Annotated in this window: 20 protein-coding genes; 14 read left to right on the top strand and 6 right to left on the bottom strand. The window is 65.2% G+C overall.

What is annotated here, in order from left to right:
- Nucleotides 1-168 precede the first annotated feature (168 nt).
- The 9 genes from JLK41_RS23360 (at nucleotide 169) to JLK41_RS23320 (ending at nucleotide 7,716) form a co-directional block, all read left to right on the top strand.
- Nucleotides 169-1,827 carry an OFA family MFS transporter gene (locus JLK41_RS23360; RefSeq protein WP_037055312.1) on the top strand — a complete coding sequence of 553 codons (1,659 nt, stop codon included), beginning with the start codon at nucleotides 169-171 and terminating at the stop codon, nucleotides 1,825-1,827.
- A 154-nt stretch (nucleotides 1,828-1,981) separates the two neighbouring features.
- Nucleotides 1,982-2,575 carry an imidazoleglycerol-phosphate dehydratase HisB gene (hisB, locus tag JLK41_RS23355; protein WP_017675949.1) on the top strand — a complete coding sequence of 198 codons (594 nt, stop codon included), beginning with the start codon at nucleotides 1,982-1,984 and terminating at the stop codon, nucleotides 2,573-2,575.
- Nucleotides 2,576-3,214: an imidazole glycerol phosphate synthase subunit HisH gene (hisH, locus tag JLK41_RS23350; RefSeq protein ID WP_037055309.1), complete on the top strand. Its 639-nt coding sequence runs from the start codon at nucleotides 2,576-2,578 to the stop codon at nucleotides 3,212-3,214. It abuts the gene before it with no gap.
- Entirely contained in the window at nucleotides 3,214-3,468 is a 255-nt protein-coding gene (locus tag JLK41_RS23345) for a DUF2164 domain-containing protein (protein WP_037055307.1), read from the top strand. Before hisH ends, JLK41_RS23345 begins: the two co-directional genes overlap by 1 nt.
- 37 nt (nucleotides 3,469-3,505) lie before the next feature.
- Nucleotides 3,506-4,243, top strand: a complete 738-nt coding sequence (hisA, locus tag JLK41_RS23340) for a 1-(5-phosphoribosyl)-5-[(5-phosphoribosylamino)methylideneamino]imidazole-4-carboxamide isomerase (protein ID WP_037055305.1) — start codon at nucleotides 3,506-3,508, stop codon at nucleotides 4,241-4,243.
- Between the two features lie 78 nt (nucleotides 4,244-4,321).
- The gene (gene hisF, locus JLK41_RS23335) at nucleotides 4,322-5,092 is read left to right on the top strand and encodes an imidazole glycerol phosphate synthase subunit HisF (RefSeq protein ID WP_037055302.1); all 771 of its coding nucleotides are present in this window, start codon (nucleotides 4,322-4,324) and stop codon (nucleotides 5,090-5,092) included.
- A gap of 158 nt (nucleotides 5,093-5,250) precedes the next feature.
- Nucleotides 5,251-5,985: a substrate-binding periplasmic protein gene (locus tag JLK41_RS23330; RefSeq protein WP_175254165.1), complete on the top strand. Its 735-nt coding sequence runs from the start codon at nucleotides 5,251-5,253 to the stop codon at nucleotides 5,983-5,985.
- An 85-nt stretch (nucleotides 5,986-6,070) separates the two neighbouring features.
- Nucleotides 6,071-6,826 carry a substrate-binding periplasmic protein gene (locus JLK41_RS23325; RefSeq protein ID WP_210389946.1) on the top strand — a complete coding sequence of 252 codons (756 nt, stop codon included), beginning with the start codon at nucleotides 6,071-6,073 and terminating at the stop codon, nucleotides 6,824-6,826.
- A 134-nt stretch (nucleotides 6,827-6,960) separates the two neighbouring features.
- On the top strand, nucleotides 6,961-7,716 hold the full coding sequence (locus tag JLK41_RS23320; RefSeq protein ID WP_047586539.1) for a substrate-binding periplasmic protein: 756 nt from the start codon (nucleotides 6,961-6,963) through the stop codon (nucleotides 7,714-7,716).
- A 124-nt stretch (nucleotides 7,717-7,840) separates the two neighbouring features.
- Here JLK41_RS23320 and JLK41_RS23315 read toward each other — a convergent pair whose 3' ends face one another.
- The 3 genes from JLK41_RS23315 to gpmI all read right to left on the bottom strand — a co-directional run bounded on the left by JLK41_RS23315 (nucleotide 7,841) and on the right by gpmI (nucleotide 12,126).
- A complete protein-coding gene (locus tag JLK41_RS23315; protein ID WP_047586537.1) occupies nucleotides 7,841-9,154 on the bottom strand; it encodes a S41 family peptidase in 1,314 nt (437 codons plus the stop codon).
- A 28-nt stretch (nucleotides 9,155-9,182) separates the two neighbouring features.
- Nucleotides 9,183-10,412, bottom strand: a complete 1,230-nt coding sequence (locus JLK41_RS23310) for a murein hydrolase activator EnvC family protein (protein WP_047586535.1) — start codon at nucleotides 10,410-10,412, stop codon at nucleotides 9,183-9,185.
- 181 nt (nucleotides 10,413-10,593) lie between these two features.
- Nucleotides 10,594-12,126: a 2,3-bisphosphoglycerate-independent phosphoglycerate mutase gene (gene gpmI / locus JLK41_RS23305; RefSeq protein WP_179555115.1), complete on the bottom strand. Its 1,533-nt coding sequence runs from the start codon at nucleotides 12,124-12,126 to the stop codon at nucleotides 10,594-10,596.
- Nucleotides 12,127-12,271: 145 nt separating this feature from the next.
- On the opposite strand from gpmI, the gene JLK41_RS23300 reads away from it, so the two are divergent.
- Genes JLK41_RS23300 through secB form a run of 3 tightly spaced genes read left to right on the top strand, consistent with a single transcriptional unit; the run spans nucleotide 12,272 to nucleotide 13,467 of the window.
- A complete protein-coding gene (locus JLK41_RS23300; RefSeq protein ID WP_037055285.1) occupies nucleotides 12,272-12,685 on the top strand; it encodes a rhodanese-like domain-containing protein in 414 nt (137 codons plus the stop codon).
- 1 nt (nucleotide 12,686) lies between these two features.
- Complete coding sequence (gene grxC / locus JLK41_RS23295; RefSeq protein ID WP_047586531.1) at nucleotides 12,687-12,947, top strand: glutaredoxin 3; 261 nt, start codon at nucleotides 12,687-12,689, stop codon at nucleotides 12,945-12,947.
- A 28-nt stretch (nucleotides 12,948-12,975) separates the two neighbouring features.
- Entirely contained in the window at nucleotides 12,976-13,467 is a 492-nt protein-coding gene (gene secB / locus JLK41_RS23290; protein ID WP_047586529.1) for a protein-export chaperone SecB, read from the top strand.
- A gap of 55 nt (nucleotides 13,468-13,522) precedes the next feature.
- Here secB and trmL read toward each other — a convergent pair whose 3' ends face one another.
- Nucleotides 13,523-13,987: a tRNA (uridine(34)/cytosine(34)/5-carboxymethylaminomethyluridine(34)-2'-O)-methyltransferase TrmL gene (gene trmL, locus JLK41_RS23285; protein ID WP_210389945.1), complete on the bottom strand. Its 465-nt coding sequence runs from the start codon at nucleotides 13,985-13,987 to the stop codon at nucleotides 13,523-13,525.
- Between trmL and JLK41_RS23280 the strand changes: the two genes are divergently transcribed.
- Nucleotides 13,986-14,429, top strand: coding sequence for a hypothetical protein (locus JLK41_RS23280; RefSeq protein WP_047586524.1), 444 nt, complete (start codon nucleotides 13,986-13,988; stop codon nucleotides 14,427-14,429). The two genes, trmL and JLK41_RS23280, sit on opposite strands and share 2 nt — an antisense overlap.
- Before the next feature lie 495 nt (nucleotides 14,430-14,924).
- Here JLK41_RS23280 and JLK41_RS23275 read toward each other — a convergent pair whose 3' ends face one another.
- Nucleotides 14,925-17,303, bottom strand: a complete 2,379-nt coding sequence (locus JLK41_RS23275; protein ID WP_210389944.1) for a penicillin acylase family protein — start codon at nucleotides 17,301-17,303, stop codon at nucleotides 14,925-14,927.
- A gap of 123 nt (nucleotides 17,304-17,426) precedes the next feature.
- On the opposite strand from JLK41_RS23275, the gene JLK41_RS23270 reads away from it, so the two are divergent.
- A complete protein-coding gene (locus tag JLK41_RS23270) occupies nucleotides 17,427-18,431 on the top strand; it encodes an AraC family transcriptional regulator (RefSeq protein ID WP_037055271.1) in 1,005 nt (334 codons plus the stop codon).
- Between the two features lie 76 nt (nucleotides 18,432-18,507).
- Here the strand turns inward: JLK41_RS23270 and JLK41_RS23265 are convergent, their stop codons facing one another.
- On the bottom strand, nucleotides 18,508-19,089 hold the full coding sequence (locus JLK41_RS23265) for a DUF6436 domain-containing protein (protein ID WP_210389943.1): 582 nt from the start codon (nucleotides 19,087-19,089) through the stop codon (nucleotides 18,508-18,510).
- Nucleotides 19,090-19,193: the final 104 nt, after the last annotated feature.

Here is a 19,193-nt window from a genome sequence, read left to right as displayed (position 1 = left end):
GCCTTTTGCTTTTTTGCTGAAATCACATGAAAAGTGCGTGAAACGCTAAAAAAACTTCAATAGCGCGGCGATTTGTCGCGCCTGGGTGCTACTCTCTGCAAACTTTGGCTGCGGTGCATTGTCGCGCCTGCCTTGGTTCGCTTGCCAACATAAAAAGAGAAACTCCCTATGACTGACGCCTTTGCATTGGACGGTGTTGCGGCAAAGCCTGCATTTCTGTCCAAGGAACGCATCATCGCGAAAACCGGTTTCAACCGCTGGCTGGTTCCGCCTGCTGCCCTCGCCATCCACCTCTGCATCGGGATGGCCTACGGCTTCTCCGTCTTCTGGCTGCCGCTGTCCAAGGCCGTGGGCATCACCGCTGCCACGGCCTGTGCGCCCGACATGGGCTTCTTCGAGCAGGTGTTCGCCAGCAACTGCGACTGGCAGATCTCCATGCTCGGCTGGGTCTACACCCTGTTCTTCGTCTTTCTCGGTTGCTCGGCTGCCATCTGGGGTGGCTGGCTGGAGCATGCCGGCCCGCGCAAGGCTGGCGTCGTGTCCGCGCTGTGCTGGTGCGGTGGTCTGCTGATTTCCGCGCTGGGCATCTATACCCACCAGATCTGGCTGTTGTGGCTGGGCTCCGGGGTCATCGGCGGTATCGGCCTGGGACTGGGCTACATCTCTCCGGTGTCGACCCTGATCAAGTGGTTCCCGGACAAGCGCGGCATGGCCACCGGCATGGCGATCATGGGCTTCGGCGGTGGTGCGATGGTCGGTGCGCCGCTGGCGGCGATGCTGATGAACCACTTCGCCACGCCGGACAGCGTCGGTGTCTGGCAGAGCTTCGTGGTGATGGCGGCGATCTACTTCGTCTTCATGATGGGCGGCGCCCTGGCGTACCGCGTACCGCCGACCGGCTGGAAACCGGCTGGCTGGACCGCCCCGGCGGCCAAGGCCAACAACGCCATGATCACCAAGGGTCACGTGCACGTTAATACCGCCTGGAAGACGCCGCAGTTCTGGCTGGTCTGGGCCGTTCTGTGCCTGAACGTTTCGGCGGGCATCGGCATCATCGGCATGGCTTCGCCGCTGCTGCAGGAAGTCTTCGCCGGCAGGCTGATCGGTGTCGACCTGGCCTTCAACGAACTCAGCGCTGCGCAACTGGCGGAGATCGCCGCCATCGCCGCCGGTTTCACCGGCCTGCTCAGCCTGTTCAACATCGGTGGGCGCTTCTTCTGGGCGTCCTGCTCGGACTTCATCGGGCGCAAGGGCACCTATTTCGTGTTCTTCGGCCTGGGGCTGGCGCTCTACGCCTCGGTGCCGATGCTCGGCCACCTGGGCAGCCTGGCGCTGTTCGTCCTGGCATTCTGCGTGATCCTGTCGATGTATGGCGGCGGCTTCGCCACCGTGCCGGCCTACCTGGCCGACCTGTTCGGCACGCAGAACGTCGGCGCCATCCATGGCCGCCTGCTGACCGCCTGGGCCGTGGCCGGCGTGCTGGGTCCGGTGCTGGTCAACTACCTGCGCGAGTACCAGCTGAGCATCGGTGTGGAGAAGGCCGCGGCCTACGACATCACCCTGTACATCCTCTCCGGCCTGCTGGTGCTGGGCTTCATCTGCAACGCCCTGGTGCGTCCGGTGGCGCCGAAGTACTTCATGAACGAAGCCGAGCTGGCTGCCGAGCGCGCCCATGGCGAGAAGTCGGCGCCGGCGGCGAGCGAGCTGGAGTGGGCGGCTGATCCGTCGAGCAAGCCGGTGGCGGTGTTCGCCTGGCTGGTGGTCGGCGTGCCGCTGGCCTGGGGTGTATGGATCACCCTGCAGAAGACGGTCGTGCTGTTCCAGTAACCCGTCCTGGTAACGAAAAGCCCGCGCCGGTCTGCGACCTGCGCGGGCTTTTTCGTTTGCCGGTTGTACCCGCCCGACCATCGCCGGTAGCCGTTGCGCCCCCGGCACGCCTATAATATCGGCCTTTTTCCGTTGGTAATTCGTGGAGCTGGTGATGGCCGAACGTACGGCATTCGTCGAGCGCAACACCCTCGAGACCCAGGTCAAGGTCTCGATCAACCTGGATGGCACCGGCAAGGCGCGCTTCGACATCGGTGTGCCCTTTCTCGAGCACATGCTCGACCAGATCGCCCGTCATGGTCTGATCGACCTCGATATCGAGTGCAAGGGCGATCTGCACATCGACGATCACCACACCGTCGAGGACGTCGGCATCACCCTGGGCCAGGCCTTCACCAAGGCCATCGGCGACAAGAAGGGCATGACCCGCTATGGCCATTCCTATGTGCCGCTGGACGAGGCGCTGTCGCGCGTGGTGATCGACTTCTCCGGTCGTCCCGGCCTGCAGATGCACGTGCCGTTCACCCGCGCGGTGGTCGGCAACTTCGATGTCGACCTGTTCCAGGAGTTCTTCCAGGGCTTCGTCAACCACGCGCTGGTGTCGCTGCACATCGACAACCTGCGTGGGCACAACACCCACCACCAGATCGAGACCGTGTTCAAGGCCTTCGGCCGCGCGCTGCGCATGGCCGTCGAGCTGGACCCGCGCATGGCCGGGCAGATGCCGTCGACCAAGGGTTGCCTGTAAATGCAGACGGTAGCCGTAATCGACTATGGCATGGGCAACCTGCACTCGGTGGCCAAGGCGCTCGAACACGTCGGCGCTGGCCGCGTACTGGTGACCAGCGATGCCAAGGTGATCCGCGAGGCGGATCGCGTGGTGTTCCCCGGTGTGGGGGCGATCCGCGATTGCATGGGCGAGATCAGACGCCTGGGCTTCGATGCGCTGGTGCGTGAAGTCAGCGCCGACCGGCCGTTCCTGGGTATCTGCGTCGGCATGCAGGCGCTGCTCGAACGCAGCGAAGAGAACGACGGTGTGGATTGCATCGGCCTGTTCCCCGGTCAGGTGCGTTTCTTCGGCAAGGACCTGGCCGAGGACGGCGAGCGCCTGAAGGTGCCGCACATGGGCTGGAACGAAGTCAGCCAGGCGGTCAAGCATCCGCTGTGGCACGACATTCCCGACCAGGCGCGCTTCTACTTCGTGCACAGCTACTACATCGAGGCCGGCAAGCCGCAGCAGGTGGTCGGCCGTGGCCATTATGGCAAGGACTTCGCCGCCGCGCTGGCCGAGGGTTCGCGCTTCGCCGTGCAGTTCCACCCGGAGAAGAGCCACACCCACGGCCTGCAGTTGCTGCAGAACTTCATCGCCTGGGACGGTCGCTGGTAATGGCGCGGGCCAAGGTTCCCAGTCTGGCGCTCGAACCTGCCCAGGAGCAGGCGGCGCTGTTGCTGTTGCAGCGTTTTCTCGATGAACGTTTCGAGCTGCAGCTGGGCACCTTCGAGGTTCAGGAAGTGCTGGACCTGATCACCCGCGAGCTGGCACCGCACTACTACAACAAGGCCATTCTCGATGTGCAGGCGCACCTGAAAGACAGGTTCGAGAGCATCGAGAGCGACCTCTGGGCGCTCGAGAAGAACTGAGCGCCTTACCGAATTCAAACTTGAGCAGGTTCAACCGATGCTGATTATCCCCGCTATCGATCTGAAGGACGGCGCCTGCGTGCGCCTGCGCCAGGGCCGCATGGAAGATTCCACGGTGTTCTCCGATGACCCGGTGAGCATGGCGGCCAAGTGGGTCGAGGGCGGCTGCCGCCGTCTGCACCTGGTCGACCTGAACGGCGCCTTCGAAGGTCAGCCGGTCAATGGCGAAGTGGTCACCGCCATCGCCAAGCGCTACCCCAACCTGCCGATCCAGATCGGCGGCGGCATCCGTACCCTGGAAACCATCGAGCACTACGTGCGCGCTGGCGTCAGCTACGTGATCATCGGCACCAAGGCAGTCAAAGAGCCCGAGTTCGTCAGTGAAGCGTGCAAGGCCTTCCCGGGCAAGGTCATCGTCGGCCTGGATGCCAAGGACGGTTTCGTCGCCACCGACGGCTGGGCCGAGGTCTCCAGCGTGCAGGCCACCGACCTGGCCAGGCGCTTCGAGGCAGACGGCGTGTCCGCCATCGTTTATACCGACATCGCCAAAGACGGCATGATGCAGGGCTGCAACGTCGAAGCCACTGCCGCACTGGCTGCCGCCAGCAAGATCCCGGTGATCGCCTCTGGTGGCATCCACAACCTCGGCGATATCGAGAAGCTGCTGCTGGCGCGTTCGCCAGGCATCATCGGCGCCATCACCGGCCGTGCCATCTATGAAGGCACCCTGGACGTGGCCGAGGCGCAGCGCTTCTGCGACGGCTTCAAGGGCTGAACCGTAGGGCGGGGTGAAACCCGCCGCAACTGACGCAATCTTTATCGGTGGGTTGCACCCACCCTACGGGAGCACCGTATGGCACTGGCTAAACGCATCATCCCCTGCCTCGACGTCGACAACGGCCGCGTGGTCAAGGGCGTCAAGTTCGAGAACATCCGCGATGCCGGCGATCCGGTGGAGATCGCGCGCCGCTACGATGAGCAGGGCGCCGACGAGATCACCTTTCTCGACATCACCGCCAGCGTCGACAACCGCGATACCACGCTGCATACCGTCGAGCGCATGGCCAGCCAGGTCTTCATTCCGCTGACCGTCGGCGGTGGCGTGCGTACCGTGCAGGACATCCGCAACCTGCTCAATGCCGGTGCCGACAAGGTCTCGATCAACACCGCCGCGGTGTTCAACCCCGAGTTCGTCGGTGAGGCGGCTGCGCGCTTCGGCTCGCAGTGCATCGTCGTCGCCATCGACGCCAAGCGTGTATCGGCGCCGGGCGAGCCGGGGCGCTGGGAGATCTTCACGCATGGCGGGCGCAAGCCGACCGGCCTCGATGCCGTGGAGTGGGCGCGCAAGATGGAAGGGCTGGGCGCCGGGGAAATCCTCCTCACCAGCATGGATCAGGATGGCGTGAAGAGCGGCTACGACCTGGGCGTGACCCGTGCCATCAGCGAAGCGGTACGCGTGCCGGTGATCGCCTCCGGTGGTGTCGGCAACCTGCAGCACCTGGCCGATGGCATCCTCGAAGGCAAGGCCGATGCCGTGCTGGCCGCGAGCATCTTCCATTTCGGCGAGTACACCGTGCCGGAAGCCAAGGCCTATCTGGCCAGCCGCGGCATCGTCGTACGCTGATTGCCGCCACGTCGACCTGCCCGCAGCGCAAAGCTGCGGGCGAGTCGACGGCAAAGTGCCAGCGATCCAGCTAGCATTAATCATCATCTCTAAAACCCTGCCTCTCTGCCCCTGGTGGAGGGTCACCCTTTGTCGAACATCTTCGACACGGAGTCTTCATGTTCCTTGTTCGATTCGTGACTATTTTCGTCCTGTCCTGTGGTCTCAGCCTTGCGCGTGCCGAGCCGCTGGTGCTGCTCACGGAAAACATGCCGCCCTTCAACATGTCGGTCTCCGGCACCAACTACGCCCGTGACGACGGGATCACGGGTATCAGCTCCGACATCCTGCGCGCGGTATGCGAGCGTGCCGAGGTCGAGTGCCAGCAGATCCTGCGTTTCCCTTGGCAGCGCGTGTACCAGCAGACACTGGACGATGCGGGTTACGGGGTGTTTTCCACCGCGCGTACCGCCGAGCGTGAGGGGCTGTTCAAATGGGTTGGGCCCATCTCCAGGTACGACTGGGTGCTGTTCGCCAAGGGCGATAGCCCGATCCAGCTGGCCAGCATCGAAGACGCGCGGCGTTATCGGATCGGTGGCTACAAGGGCGATGCCAAGACCCAGTTCCTGCTGGACAGGGGCCTGGAGGTCACGACCGCGCTGCGTGATGCGGAAAACGTCAGGAAGCTCGACAAAGGTCAGATCGATCTGTGGATCGCTTCCAGCCAGGCTGGGCCGCTTACCGCCCGTCAGGAAGGCGTCGAGAACCTCAAGGTGGTTCAGCACCTGAACTCGGTCGACCTCTATCTTGCGCTGAATCTGCAGACGCCGGACGAGCTGGTGCAGAAGTTGCAGAAGGCATTGGAGTCGCTGCGTGCGGAAGGTGCACTGAAGAGTATCGAAGCGCGCTATTGAGGCAATCGGCCAGTAATCGCTGGGCCGGGGAGGGCATGGCGGTTATCCTGATGCAGTCTGCCTTATTCACAGAAAGAGAAACGCCATGCTCAAACGCCTGCTGATCGCAATGGCCGGCACCCTTGTGGTGCTGTCTGGCGCTGCGCGCGCCGAAGTGGACCCCGACTACAGCGTGGTTCTGCTGACCGAGAACTTCCCGCCCTACAACATGGCCATCAATGGCAAGAACTTCGCCCAGGAAGACAATATCGACGGTATCGCCGTGGATATCATCAAGGAGATGTTCAAGCGTGCGGGCGTCAAGTACAGCCTGACGCTGCGCTTCCCCTGGGATCGGATCTACAACCTGGCGCTGGAAAAACCGGGCTACGGCGTGTTCGTCGCCGCCCGCCTGCCCGAGCGCGAGGAGCTGTTCAAGTGGGTGGGGCCGATCGGCCCGGACGATTGGGTCCTGCTGGCCAAGGGCGACAACCCGATCAGCCTGACCAGCCTGGACCAGGCCAAGAAGTACCGCATCGGCGCGTACAAGGGCGATGCCATCTCCGAGTACCTGACCGAGAAGGGCGTCGAGCACAGCACCTCGTTGCGTGATCAGGAAAATGCTCGCAAGCTGATGGCCGGACAGATCGACCTCTGGGCCACGGGTGATCCCGCCGGGCGCTACCTGGCCAAGCAGGAAGGTATCTCCGGTCTGAGGACTGTCCTGCGTTTCGACAGTGCCGAGCTGTATCTGGCGCTGAACAAGGATATCCCCGACGAGATCGTCAGCAAGCTGCAGGCTGCGCTGGAGCAGATGCGCGCCGAAGGCTTCGTCGACGACATTCTCAACAGTTACCTGTAAGCACCGAACATGCGTCCGGCCACGAACCGGGCGCTCGCCATGGATGGCAGAGCCACTGAGTGCCAATGACCGGGCTCGGTCCCATGCAAGGATGTCGCTAGCCATAACCAAAAATCATGCGAGCGGTACGTCTTATGCTGAAAACTCTGAAGAAAAGCCTGTTTGTCGCCCTGTTTCTCGCTTGCGGTTCCGTGCATGCGGAACTCCCGCAGGATTACAAGGTGGTGCTGCTGACCGAGAATTTCCCGCCCTTCAACATGGCGGTGGACGACAAGAACTTCGCCCGTGACGACGGCATCGACGGCATCAGTGCCGACATCGTGCGCGAGATGTTCAAGCGCGCCGGTATCGAGTACACCCTGACCCTGCGCTTCCCCTGGGATCGCCTCTACCGCCTGACCCTGGACAAGCCCAACTACGGCCTGTTCTCCACCACCTACACGCCCGAGCGTCAGCCGCTGTTCAAGTGGGTCGGCCCGATCGCCAAGACCGGCTGGGTACTGCTCGCCGCGCCGGGTAACGACATCAAGGTGTCGAGCCTCAAGGATGCCGCCAAGTACCGCGTCGGCGCGTACAAGAACGATGCGGTCAGCCAGCACCTGGAGAGCGAGGGCCTGCAGCCGATCAACGCCCTGCGTGATCAGGAGAACGTGAAGAAGCTGGTGCGCGGGCAGATCGACCTGTGGGCCACCACCGATCCGGTGGGCCGCTACCTGGCCAAGCAGGAAGATGTCAGCGGCCTCAACACCGTGCTGCGCTTCAACGATGCCGAGTTGTACCTGGCGCTGAACAAGGACACGCCCGACGAGGTCATCGAACGCTTGCAGAAGGCACTCGACGAACTGCGCAACGAAGGCTTCATCGACGATATCACCAACAGCTATCTGTAAGCCGGCCGGCTCGGGCGGTCGTGCGCACCGCCCGCTACCTGCGCCTGACGGTCGCTGTTTCCGGCAGCAATGAAAACGCCGCAGTTTCGCGAGAAACTGCGGCGTTCTTGCATCACGATCCGCTTCAGTCGCCGCGGGTGACGCTCAGCCCCTTGAGCAGGTTGAGTGCCTGGCTCAGCTGGTAGTCCTGATCCTGCGGGCGGTCCGTGCGCGCGGCCTGTGCGCCCCGGCTCGGGCGGTCCGCGCCGCCATTGCCGTTGCCCAGGTGGCCTTGCAGGTCGGCTTCCTTGACGCCTTCGTTGTCCTGCTCGCGGGTGAGCTTGGCGCGTGCCACCTCGATGTCCGGGATGATGCCCTGAGCCTGGATCGAGCGGCCGTTCGGGGTGAAGTACAGCGCGGTGGTGAGCTTCAGCGCGCGATCATTGTTCAGCGGCAGCACCGTCTGTACCGAGCCCTTGCCGAAGCTGTCGGTGCCCATCAGCACGGCACGCTTGTGGTCCTGCAGGGCGCCGGCGACGATTTCCGATGCCGAGGCGCTGCCGCCGTTGATCAGCACCACCAGCGGCACGCCCTCGCTGGCATCGGCCGGGTCGGCATTGAAGCGCAGTTCGGAGTTGGCCAGACGGCCCTCGGTGTAGACGATCAGCCCGTTCTTGAGGAAATGGTCGGCCACTTCCACGGCCGCCTGCAGCACGCCGCCGGGGTTGTTGCGCAGGTCCATGACCAGGCCGCGCAGCTTCTTGTTGCCGTTTTCCTTGCGCAGCTTGCTCAGGGCCTTGCCGACTTCCTCGCCGGTGTTGACCTGGAACTGCGAGATGCGCAGGTAGCCGTAGCCGTCCTCGAGCATCTGGCTCTTCACGCTGCGTACCTTGATCACGGCGCGGGTCAGGGTCAGATCGAACGGCCGGCCGCCGTCGCGTACCAGGGTCAGTTCGATCTTGCTGCCGGCCTTGCCGCGCATCTTCTCTACCGCTTCCATCATCGACAGGCCCTTGGTCGGCTGGCCGTCGATCTTGACGATCAGGTCGCCGGCCTCGATGCCGGCCGTGGACGCAGGGGTGTCGTCGATGGGCGAGACCACCTTGACGAAGCCGTCTTCCATGCCGACCTCGATGCCCAGGCCGCCGAATTCGCCGCTGGTGCTTTCCTGCAGCTCGGCGAATGCCTCGGGTTCGAGATAGGCCGAGTGCGGGTCGAGGTTGCTGAGCATGCCCTTGATGGCGTTCTCCAGCAGCGTCTTGTCGCTGACCGGCTCGACGTAGGCAGCCTTGATGCGGTCCATCACCTCGGCGAAGGTGCGCAGTTCATCCAGGGGCAGCGGCGCCTTGCTGCTCGCCGCCGCCGGCGCGGGGGCAGGCTCGGCAGCCTGCAGGGCTGGAACGCCGAGCAGCAGGCCAAGGGCCAGGGCCAGGCAGGTGGGGCGAAAGCGATGAGACATTAAGACAACTCCTAAATGGATGAAGCGCTTATCCCTGCGCGCGGCACCACTGTGCCGGATCACTCGGGCGACCGTTCTGGCGAATGGCGAAGTACAGCGCCGATGTTTCCTGGCCACCGCTCTTGCCAACGGTGGCGATGGGGTCGCCGGCCTTGACCACGTCCCCTGCATTCCTGAGCAGGCTCTGATTATGGCCGTACAGGCTCAGATAACCATTGCCGTGATCGAGAATGACCAACAGGCCGGCGCCACGCAACCAGTCGGCGAACACCACGCGGCCACCATGCACGGCGCGCACCTGGCTGCCGGCGGGTGCGCCGATCAGCACGCCGTCCCACTTAGTACGAGCGTCGCCGCCGCGTGGGGTTCCGTAGCGTGCTACCAAACGGCCATCGACGGGCCATGGCAGTTTGCCGCGAGCGCTGGAAAAGGGGCCGCCGTAGGTGGCGCCGGACGTGACCACGGGGCCGCTGACGGAGCTGTCCGACCGGGCCTGCTGAGCGACCAGGGCGCGCTTGCGTGCCTCTTCCGCTTCGCGGGCCTGGCGCGCCAGGGTTTCCTCGATGGTCTTGAGCACGCGGCCAAGCTCCGCCTGCTCCTGCTGACGGGCCTTGAGTCGCTGGTCGCGGTTGGCGAACTCGCTGTTGAGCTTGGCCAGCGCCTGCTGGCGCTGCTTGCGCACGTCGGCGAGCTTGGCGTGGCGCTCATCCAGGCCGGCTTTCTGCGTCTGCAGCTGAGCCTGGTGGCTGGCGATTTCCTGTTCGACGTTGGCCAGCTGGCGCAGGGTCTCGTTGAATGCCGAGAGCTGTTCGAGGCGGGCGTGGCTGAGGTAGTCGTAATAGGTCAGGGTGCGCGAGAACTTTTCCGGGTTCTGCTGGTTGAGCAGCAGCTTGACGTACTCCTGGCGCCCGCTCTGGTAGGCGGCCCGCGCCTGGATGGCAATCAGTCGCTGCTGCTCAGTGCGCGCGCTCTGGAGTTTTTTTTTCTCCTGATCCAGGCGCTGGATTTCCTGCTCGCTGTCCTTGAGCTCGTGCTGCAGGTCCTTGACCTGACCTTCCAGCTCGCCCATCTCGGTTTCGGTCTTCTTCAGCTGCTGCTGGACGCCGGATTTCTCCTGCTGCAGTTTTTCCAGCATCTTCTTCAGTTCGGCGACATCCTGGCGCGCGGCTTCCAGCTGGCGCTGGGTATCGGCGCGCTGATCGGCGAAGGCGGGTGCGATCAGGCTGCTGAGCAGGATCAGGGCAAGAATGCGAAGCATGGACGGGGCGGCACCGGAAGGTGAATTGAGGCTGAGGCCTAGTATGCCCGCGCCGCCGGGCAAAAAAAACGCCCCAGGCCTCATGGCGCGGGGCGTTTCTTGTTTTCTGTCGACCAGCGCCGCTTCACGCAGTCTGCGCCTGGCCGACGAGCGTGACGTGCAGCGGCCCGTGGCCTGCGTGCTAGTCGAGTTCGACGATGCTCTTGCCGGTCATCTCCGCCGGCTGCTCGAGGCCCATCAGCTTCAGCAGGGTGGGCGCCACGTCAGCCAGCACGCCGCCTTCGCGGATGCGCGCCGGGCGCTTGCCGACGTAGATGAACGGCACGGGCTCGCAGGTGTGGGCCGTGTGCGCCTGGCCGGTGCACTCGTCTTCCATCTGCTCGACGTTGCCGTGGTCGGCGGTGATCAGCGCTTCGCCGCCGACCTTCTCCAGCGCCTCGGCAATGCGGCCGACGCAGCTGTCCAGGGTCTCCACGGCCTTGACCGCAGCCTCGAACACGCCGGTATGGCCGACCATGTCGCCGTTGGCGTAGTTGACGATGATCACGTCGAAACGCTGATTCTCGATGGCGTCGACGATCCTGTCGGTCACTTCCGGCGCGCTCATTTCCGGCTTGAGGTCGTAAGTGGCGACGTCCGGGGAGGGGATGAGGATGCGCTCTTCGCCCTCGAACGGCTCTTCACGGCCGCCGGAGAAGAAGAAGGTGACGTGGGCGTATTTCTCGGTTTCGGCGATGCGCAGCTGGGTCTTGCCGTTCTTCGCCAGGTACTCGCCGAGCACGTTGGTCAGTGCTTCCGGCGCGAATGCCGCAGGCGCCGGGATGCTCGCCGCGTACTGGGTGAGCATGACGAAACCGACCTGTGGCGCGCGCTTGCGCTCGAATTCCTTGAAACCGGGCTCGACGAAGGCGCGGGTCAGCTCGCGCGCACGGTCGGCGCGGAAGTTCATGAACACCACGGCGTCGCCGTCTTCGACCTGTACCGCGTCGCCGATGGTGGTGGCCTTGACGAACTCGTCGCTCTCGCCCCGTGCGTAGGCAGCCTGCAGGCCTGCCACGGCATCGGCGGCGCTGAACTGGCCGGCACCGTCGACGATCAGCTTGTAGGCCTGCTCCACGCGGTCCCAGCGGTTGTCGCGGTCCATGGCGAAGTAGCGGCCCGTGAGGCTGGCGATGCGGCCCTTGCCGAGGCGGGCGAAGGCGGCGTCGAGCAGCTCGATGGACGGCTGCGCGCTCTTCGGCGGGGTGTCGCGACCGTCGAGGAAGGCGTGCAGGTAGATCTTCTCGGCGCCACGCTTGGCGGCCAGTTCGGCCATGGCGACGATGTGATCCTGATGGCTGTGCACGCCACCATCGGAGAGCAGGCCGAGGATGTGCACGGCCTTGCCGGCGGCAACGGCCTTGTCCACGGCCTGATTGATCGTGGCGTTGTCGAAGAACTCGCCGTCGCGGATGGCCTTGGTCACGCGGGTGAAGTCCTGGTACACCACGCGCCCGGCACCGAGGTTCATGTGGCCGACCTCGGAGTTGCCCATCTGCCCATCCGGCAGACCGACGTCCATGCCGCTGCCCGAGACCAGGCCGTGCGGGAAGGTGGCGCGCAGGCGATCGTAGACCGGCGTATTGGCAGCGTGGATGGCGTTGTACTCGGGGTTGTCGCTGTGACCGAAGCCGTCGAGGATGATCAGAACCAAGGGTTTGGGCGTGGCGCTCATAAAGCTGGCTCGCTCTGGGTCGATGGACGGGAAACAAGCCGGACATTCTACGGCCAAGCGCCTGGCGCGTCACTGCCGGACGGGGTTTGGCCGACCTGTGGGGCTGTGTATACTGGCCGGCATTTTACCGTCCTGGGCCCTATAGATGTTCGCCAACCTGATTGAATTCATCATTAACCACTATGTGCTGAGCGGATTGTTCGCCGTTCTGCTGGTGCTGCTGATCGTCACCGAAATGCGCAAGGGCGGTCAGAGCCTGTCGAGCCGCGAGCTGACCGCGCTGGTCAACTCCGACAAGGGCGTGGTGCTCGATGTGCGGGCCCAGAAGGAATTCTCCGCCGGGCATATCGTCGACGCGCTGCACATCCCCTACGACAAGGTGACTGCACGCATCGCCGAGCTGGAAAAACACAAGGCCAGGACCATCGTCGTCGTCGACGCTGCTGGCCAGCACGCCGGCACCATCGCCCGCGAGCTGCAGAAGGCCGGCTACACCGCTGCCAAGCTGTCCGGCGGCATCGCGACCTGGCGCGCCGACAACCTGCCGCTGGTGAAGTGACATGAGCACGGTGGTCATCTACTCCAGCGACTGGTGTCCCTACTGCATGCGGGCCAAGCAACTGCTGGCCAGCAAAGGGGTGGATTTCGAAGAGATTCGTGTCGACGGCCAGCCGGCCGTGCGCGCGGAGATGACCCGCAAGGCCGGACGCACCTCGGTGCCGCAAATCTGGATCGGCAGCACCCATGTCGGTGGCTGTGACGATCTCTATGCCCTGGAGCGCGCCGGCAAGCTCGACGCCCTGCTGCAGAGCCCCGTTTGAAACCGCAACGTTAAGGAAGGCAAACGCCATGACCGAGCAAGCCAACAGCGGCGCCGCCGCTGCCGAGTCGCAAAACCCGCAGTTCTCTCTGCAGCGCATCTACGTCAAGGATCTGTCCTTCGAAGCGCCGAAGAGCCCGGAAATCTTCCGCCAGGAGTGGACGCCGAGCATCGGCCTGGACCTGAACACGCGGCAGAAGGCCCTGGAAGGCGAATTCCACGAAGTGGTGCTGACCCTGTCGGTGACCGTCAAGAACGGTGAAGAAGTGGCCTTCATCGCCGAAGTGCAGCAGGCCGGTATCTTCCTGATCAAGGGCCTGGACGCCGCGTCCATGAGCCACACCCTCGGCGCCTTCTGCCCGAACATCCTGTTCCCTTACGCTCGCGAAGCGCTGGACAGCCTGGTGACCCGTGGTTCGTTCCCGGCACTGATGCTCTCTCCGGTCAACTTCGATGCCCTGTACGCCCAGGAACTGCAGCGCATGCAGCAGGAAGGCCAGGCCGAGACCACTGCCCACTGAGGCGAGCGGCTCGGATGAAAAAAGCGCCCTCAGGGGCGCTTTTTCTTTATCCGCTTCATTCGCTGTCGGCGAAGCCGTTCTGGCGCCAGGCCTCGTAGACGGTCACCGCCACGGTGTTGGACAGGTTCAGGCTGCGGCAGCCGGCGCGCATCGGCAGGCGCACGCGTCGCTCCACCGGCAGAACGTTACGCACCTCTTCCGGCAGGCCCCGGCTTTCCGGGCCGAACAGGAAGGCGTCGCCGGGCTGGTAGGCGACCTCGTGGAACGGCTGCGAGCCCTTGGTGGTAAAGGCGAACACGCGCGGCTGGCCGATGCTGTCCAGGCAGCTCTGCAGATCGGCGTGGCGTTCGAGCGTGGCGTATTCGTGGTAATCCAGCCCGGCGCGGCGCAGGCGCTTGTCGTCCAGCTCGAAACCCAGTGGTTCGATCAGGTGCAACCGACAGCCGCTGTTGGCGCACAGCCTGATAATGTTGCCGGTATTGGGCGGGATTTCCGGTTGAAAGAGGATGACGTGGAACATGCAGCACTCCGAGCACTGGGATGAGCGCCATTCTACGCCGCCTGAGGATCCACGGCCGCGTTTGCGCTGGCGTTTCATGGCCTCGGTGATGCTCATCGCCTTTCTCGTCGGCAGCATGATCGGCCGCGCGTTCGACCCGCCCCGCTTGCGTATCGAGCAGGTCGAGCCCTGGGAGCAGGGGGTGCAGCTCTGGTTCAACCGCGAGCCGCAGGCGCTGGCCGAGCACGCCGACGGTGCGCTGAGGTATCGCTTCGAGGATGCCTATGGACGTGTCCGCGAGGGGCGCCTGAGCTTGCCGCTGGGCTTGGTGAACTGGCGCGTGGAGCGCGACGGGCGGGACCTGCTGCTGGTACTGGTGTCGCCCCGTCCGCTGGACGGGGAGTGGCGCGGTGCGCAGGAGGATGGACGCTGGCGCGTGCAGCTTGCGCTGCGTCCCAGATAAAGAAGGGGATTCCCCGGCCTGCCTGTACCAAGGTCCCCGAAACGGGTAACGCCGTGCCCATGGATGAGCGGCGGCGGACTGCCATGACGCGGCGTTCGCGTCGAATAAAGAGGGGATTCCCCGGCCTGCCTGTACCAAGGTCCCCGAAACGGGTGACGCCGTGCCCGTGGATGAGCGGCGGCGTACTGCGGTGACGCGGCGTCCGCGTCGAATAAAGAAGGGGATTCCCCGGCCTGCCTGTACCAAGGCCCCCAAAACCTGGATTGCCTTAGCCTATGCAGGGCGTGTGCCAGTTTTCTTACATGGGCGTGAAGCCCTTGTTTCCTGGGGTTTGCGGCGCACTGGGGAGCGCAGAAGGGCGGTCTTTGCGGGTGCTGTGCACCAGCGTGCAGCGTGATGCACCGGTGGCGCACCACGCTGTGAGTGGGGCAGGCAGGCCCGGCTGCGCGGGGGAGGCTGGTCGTTGCGACGCAGCAGGCGCAGGCCGGGCGGTGCTCAGCGGGGCAGCAGCCTGAGCGTGCCCTGGCTGTTGGCCGTCATGTCCGCTTCGCTCAGGTGCTGCGGCCGGTAGACGCCCAGTACATGGCCGGCGGCCTGGTCGGCGTAGTGCGGGTCGAACGGCACGCCGCTCTGGCCCACGGGGTTGCTGCCGAGTGCCGTGCTGGCATCGGCCAGGTCGACCAGACGGCGGGTCGAGGGGCCGTAGACCACTTGCCAGGGGGCCGGACCGATCTTGTGCGAGAGGTTGTTCGGCACCTCGTGGCTGCCCGGGGCGGCATACGGGCCGGCATTCAGCAGCCAGGCCAGTGGCTGCTGCTGGCCCAGCGGGTGCGTGTGGGTCAGGGTATGGGCGCGTCCCCATTGCCAGGCGGCAGGATCATCACCGAACTGCTCGCGCAGGTGTGCCAGGCTGGCGCGCCAGGCGTCGGCGACGATCTGCGCACGGGTTTCCTCGCCGCTGCCACCCTGGCGATGCCACCAGGGCGACGTCGCATCGGCGGTCAGGCGCGGCAGGGCGACGTCGAGCACGCGGCTTTGCAGCAGGCTGTCGAAGAAGGCGTCGCCCAGCTCATCGGCCATGGCCTCGTGAGCCAGCTGATAGAGCAGCTGGTTGAACAGGGTGGCGCTCACCGAGTCCAGCGGATGCTCGCCGTTCCAGTCGGCGAGGGCCTGCACCATGGCCTGCTCCTGCTCGCCCTGGGCGGCGGCGCGCAGCTCGTCGAGGATCGGCGTCAGCACGCGCATGGGGTAGTCGGTGCCGGTATCGAGTTGCAGGGCCTGGCTGTTGTGCAGGTCCCACTTCACCGAGGCGTCGCTCAGCCGCTGATTGAGGCGCTGGCCGCGGTCGGGCAGGTTGTAGTACCCGGGAATCTCGATGCCGCTGGCCGGCACCGGCTGGTAGTTGGCCGAGACGATATAGCCGCGTGCCGGGTTCTCTTCCTGCGGGTTGGCGCTGAAGGGGTGGTAGTCGAGCTTGTCCGCCTCGGCGCTGGCACCGTCGAGAATGAAGGTCGGGTTGACCCCGGCCGGGCGCAGCGGCAGCTTGGCGGCCGCCCACCAGCCGATGTCACCGGCGGCATTGGCCCAGACCACGTTGAGGCCGGGCGCTTCGATCTTCTCGGCGGCGGCGCGGGCCTTGTCCAGGGTATTGGCACGGTTCAACTGGTAGAAGGCGTCGAGGATCGGGTTGTCGGTCTCCAGGAAGGCCCACCACATGGCGATTGGCGTGCTGCCGCTGGTCTGGCCCAGGGCATCGTTGATGATCGGTCCGTGCGGCGAGCGGCGCAGGGTGAGCTGCACGGGCGCAGCATTCTTGACCTGGATGGTTTCCGTGCGCTGCTCCAGGTCGACCCAGCGGCCCTGGTACCAGACCTGGTTGGGGTTGTCCGGGTTGACGCGCTCGGCGATCAGGTCGAGGTCGTCGTTCTGGAACATGGTCAGGCTCCAGGCGAAGTCCCGGTTGTGGCCGAGCATGGCACTGGGGATCAGCGCATGGTGGTAACCGTAGAGTTCGTAGCCGGGCGCCTGCAGATGCGCCTCGTACCACACCGCCGGCAGCGAGAAGCGAATGTGCGGATCGCCGGCCAGCAGGGGTTTGCCGCTGGCGGTGCGGCTGCCGGACACGGCCCAGGCGTTGCTGCCTTCGAACTGCGGCAGGCCGCTGTCGGCCAGGACCGTGTCGCTGAGCTGGGCGAGGGCGGAGAGGTCCTTCCAGTCGCCGGCGCTCAGGGTGCTGCCGACTACACCGTCCGGGTGCCAGTCGAGATCGAAGACCTTGAGGTAATCCGTGCCCAGGCTGTCGCGCACGTGGCTCATCAGGGGCTCGGTGCGCAGCGCAGCGGCGAAGCTGTAGGCCATGTAGCCGGCGACGCTCAGGGTGTCGGCGACGGTGAAGGGGCGCGGCTCGATGCCCAGCAGGTCGAATTCCACCGGTAGCGGGCGGCTGGCCTGGTACTGGTTGATGCCATCGAGGTAGTTCTGCAGGGCCTGCACGGACGGGCTGTCGGCGTCCAGGCGGGTGGCATAGGTATCGGCGTGGCGACCCAGCTCCAGGGAGCGGAACAGGCGGTCGGTAGGCACAAGCTTCTCACCCAGCACTTCGGCCAGTTCGCCACGGGCCAGACGCCGCAGCAGCTCCATCTGGAACAGGCGGTCCTGGGCGTGCACGTAGCCCAGGGCGCGATACAGGTCGGCCTCGTTCTCGGCACGGATGTGCGGGACACCCAGTTCGTCGTAGTTGACCGTGACCGGGGCGTGCAGCTCGCTGAGCACCAGCTCGCCATCGCGCTGCGGTTGCTTGTCGTGCAGGTACCAGGTCAGGCCGCCCGCTGCGGCGGCAACGAGCAGGGCAAGGGCGGTCAGGGAGCGTTTCATCGAGCGGTCCTTGTTGTTATGGGAGATGCGTCGGGCTGCATTCTGCGCAGAAGCCGTGGCGACAACATTGACCAGATGCTGCAGCGATGAAAGTCTATGGTCAATTCATGCCGAGGAGCCAGCATGGTCACCCACGAGTTCGTCGCCCTGACCCATTCGTCGACGTTGCGCCGCCTGCTCTACGAGGCCCTGACGGCACTTGGGCTCGATCCGACCCACACCTATCGGCAGGCATATGCCGGTGTGGCCCTGGCCGCGCCGCTGCTGGAAGCGCGTGAGGATCACGACAACGCGCCGCGCTTCTGGCAGGCGCTGGAGGGTATCACCGGCGATGCCGACATCGGCCTGCACCTGGGGGAAATGATGCAGCCACGGCCGATGGACGTGGTCGGCTACCTGCTCCTGGCCGCCCGTGATCTGCGCCAGGGGCTGCAGGCCTTCGTGCGTTTCCAGCACATCCTCTCCGGTGGTTTCGCCGCGCGGCTGGAGGAGGAGGGCGAGCAGGTGCGCCTGGTGATCGACCTCAACTACCGCGAGGTCGGCTCGTTGCGTCAGCAGATGGAATGCCTGGCGGTGTTGCTGATGAAGATGCTCGCCGCTGCCAGCGGTGAACTGCCGCTGCTCGGCGTCGACTTTCGTCACCGCGCGCCACGCAGGCTGGGCGAGCATCGGCGCCTGCTCGGCGTCGAACCGCGCTTCGCGCAGGTGCACGATGCGCTGATCCTGCCCCGTGCGCTGCTCGCGCGACCGTCGCGCAGCGCCAGCCCACGCTTGTTCGAGGTGCTCAGCGAGGAAGCCGAGAAGCAACTGGCCGGGTTGGTGGAGAACCAGCTGCTGGCACGGGTGCGCTACTGGCTGGAGCTCAATATCGGCGCCACGACCTGCACGCTGCAGGCGTGCGCGCAGGCCCTGGGCAGCAACCGCAGTGCCTTGCAGCGAGCGCTGAGCGAGCAGGGCAGCAGCTTTCGGCTGCTGCACGATGAAGTGCGGCGGTTGTGTGCGTTGCGCCTGCTGGATCAGGGCCTGAGCGTGCGAGAGGTCGCACGGGCCTGCGGCTTCGCCGAACTGTCACCGTTCTACCGGGCCTTCCGCCGCTGGCAGGGCGGCACACCACGCGGTCGAGGCTGATGACGGGCGCTTGAGGCGCTGATGCAAGCTGGCTTGCCGGTCGACGTTCTGGTGGCGGCGTAACCCAGCCTGCGGGTCAGTCTTTGTTTGCCTCGGCCCATTCGCAGAAGCACCCGACCGCCAGGGTGTTGCTGGCGTCGACCTTGCGCCCGGCCTCCAGGGCTTCGAGTATGGGCTCGATGAAGCTGTTGCTGGAGTTGCACACCAGCCCTTCGCTGTAGGGGCCGAAGTAGGCCAGCTGGCCCTCGCGGTCCCAGATCGCCACCGCCGGGCTGGCGGGCAGCTCGGCGCTGCCAGGCATCTCGTCGATCGGTTGCAGCGCCGCCAGTTCGGCGGGCAGGCGACCCTGGCTGCCGGGCTTCTGTACCACGTGGAACTGTACGCCTCTGGGGGCGTAGTGCTCGATCAGCTCGGCCAGGTGCTGCTGGTTGCCGACGTTGCAGGGGCAGGCCGGGTCCCAGAAGTGCACCAGGCGAATCTCGCCAGGGCCGGACAGCGCTGCGGGCAGTTGCAGTGCGGCGCCGGAGAACACCGCCGCGCGCTCGTCGAAGGTGCGCAGGTAGCGGGTCTCGAACCAGCGATAGGCCAGCAGCAGGCCGACCAGGCAGGCCAGGACGAACAGGGCGACGAGCAGGTTCTTGCGTGACAGGCGAGGCATGGTGCGGATCGCGACGAAAAAAGGGCGTGTAGCTTGCCACGATGCGCCGGGCAGCTGAATATCGCAGCATTCGAGGAGATGTCGACGGGATCGCCCCTGGCAAC

It is taken from the genome of Ectopseudomonas khazarica (assembly GCF_017915135.1).
Taxonomy (GTDB): Bacteria; Pseudomonadota; Gammaproteobacteria; order Pseudomonadales; family Pseudomonadaceae; genus Aquipseudomonas; species Aquipseudomonas khazarica.
This window is presented reverse-complemented; position numbering and strand designations above follow the sequence as displayed.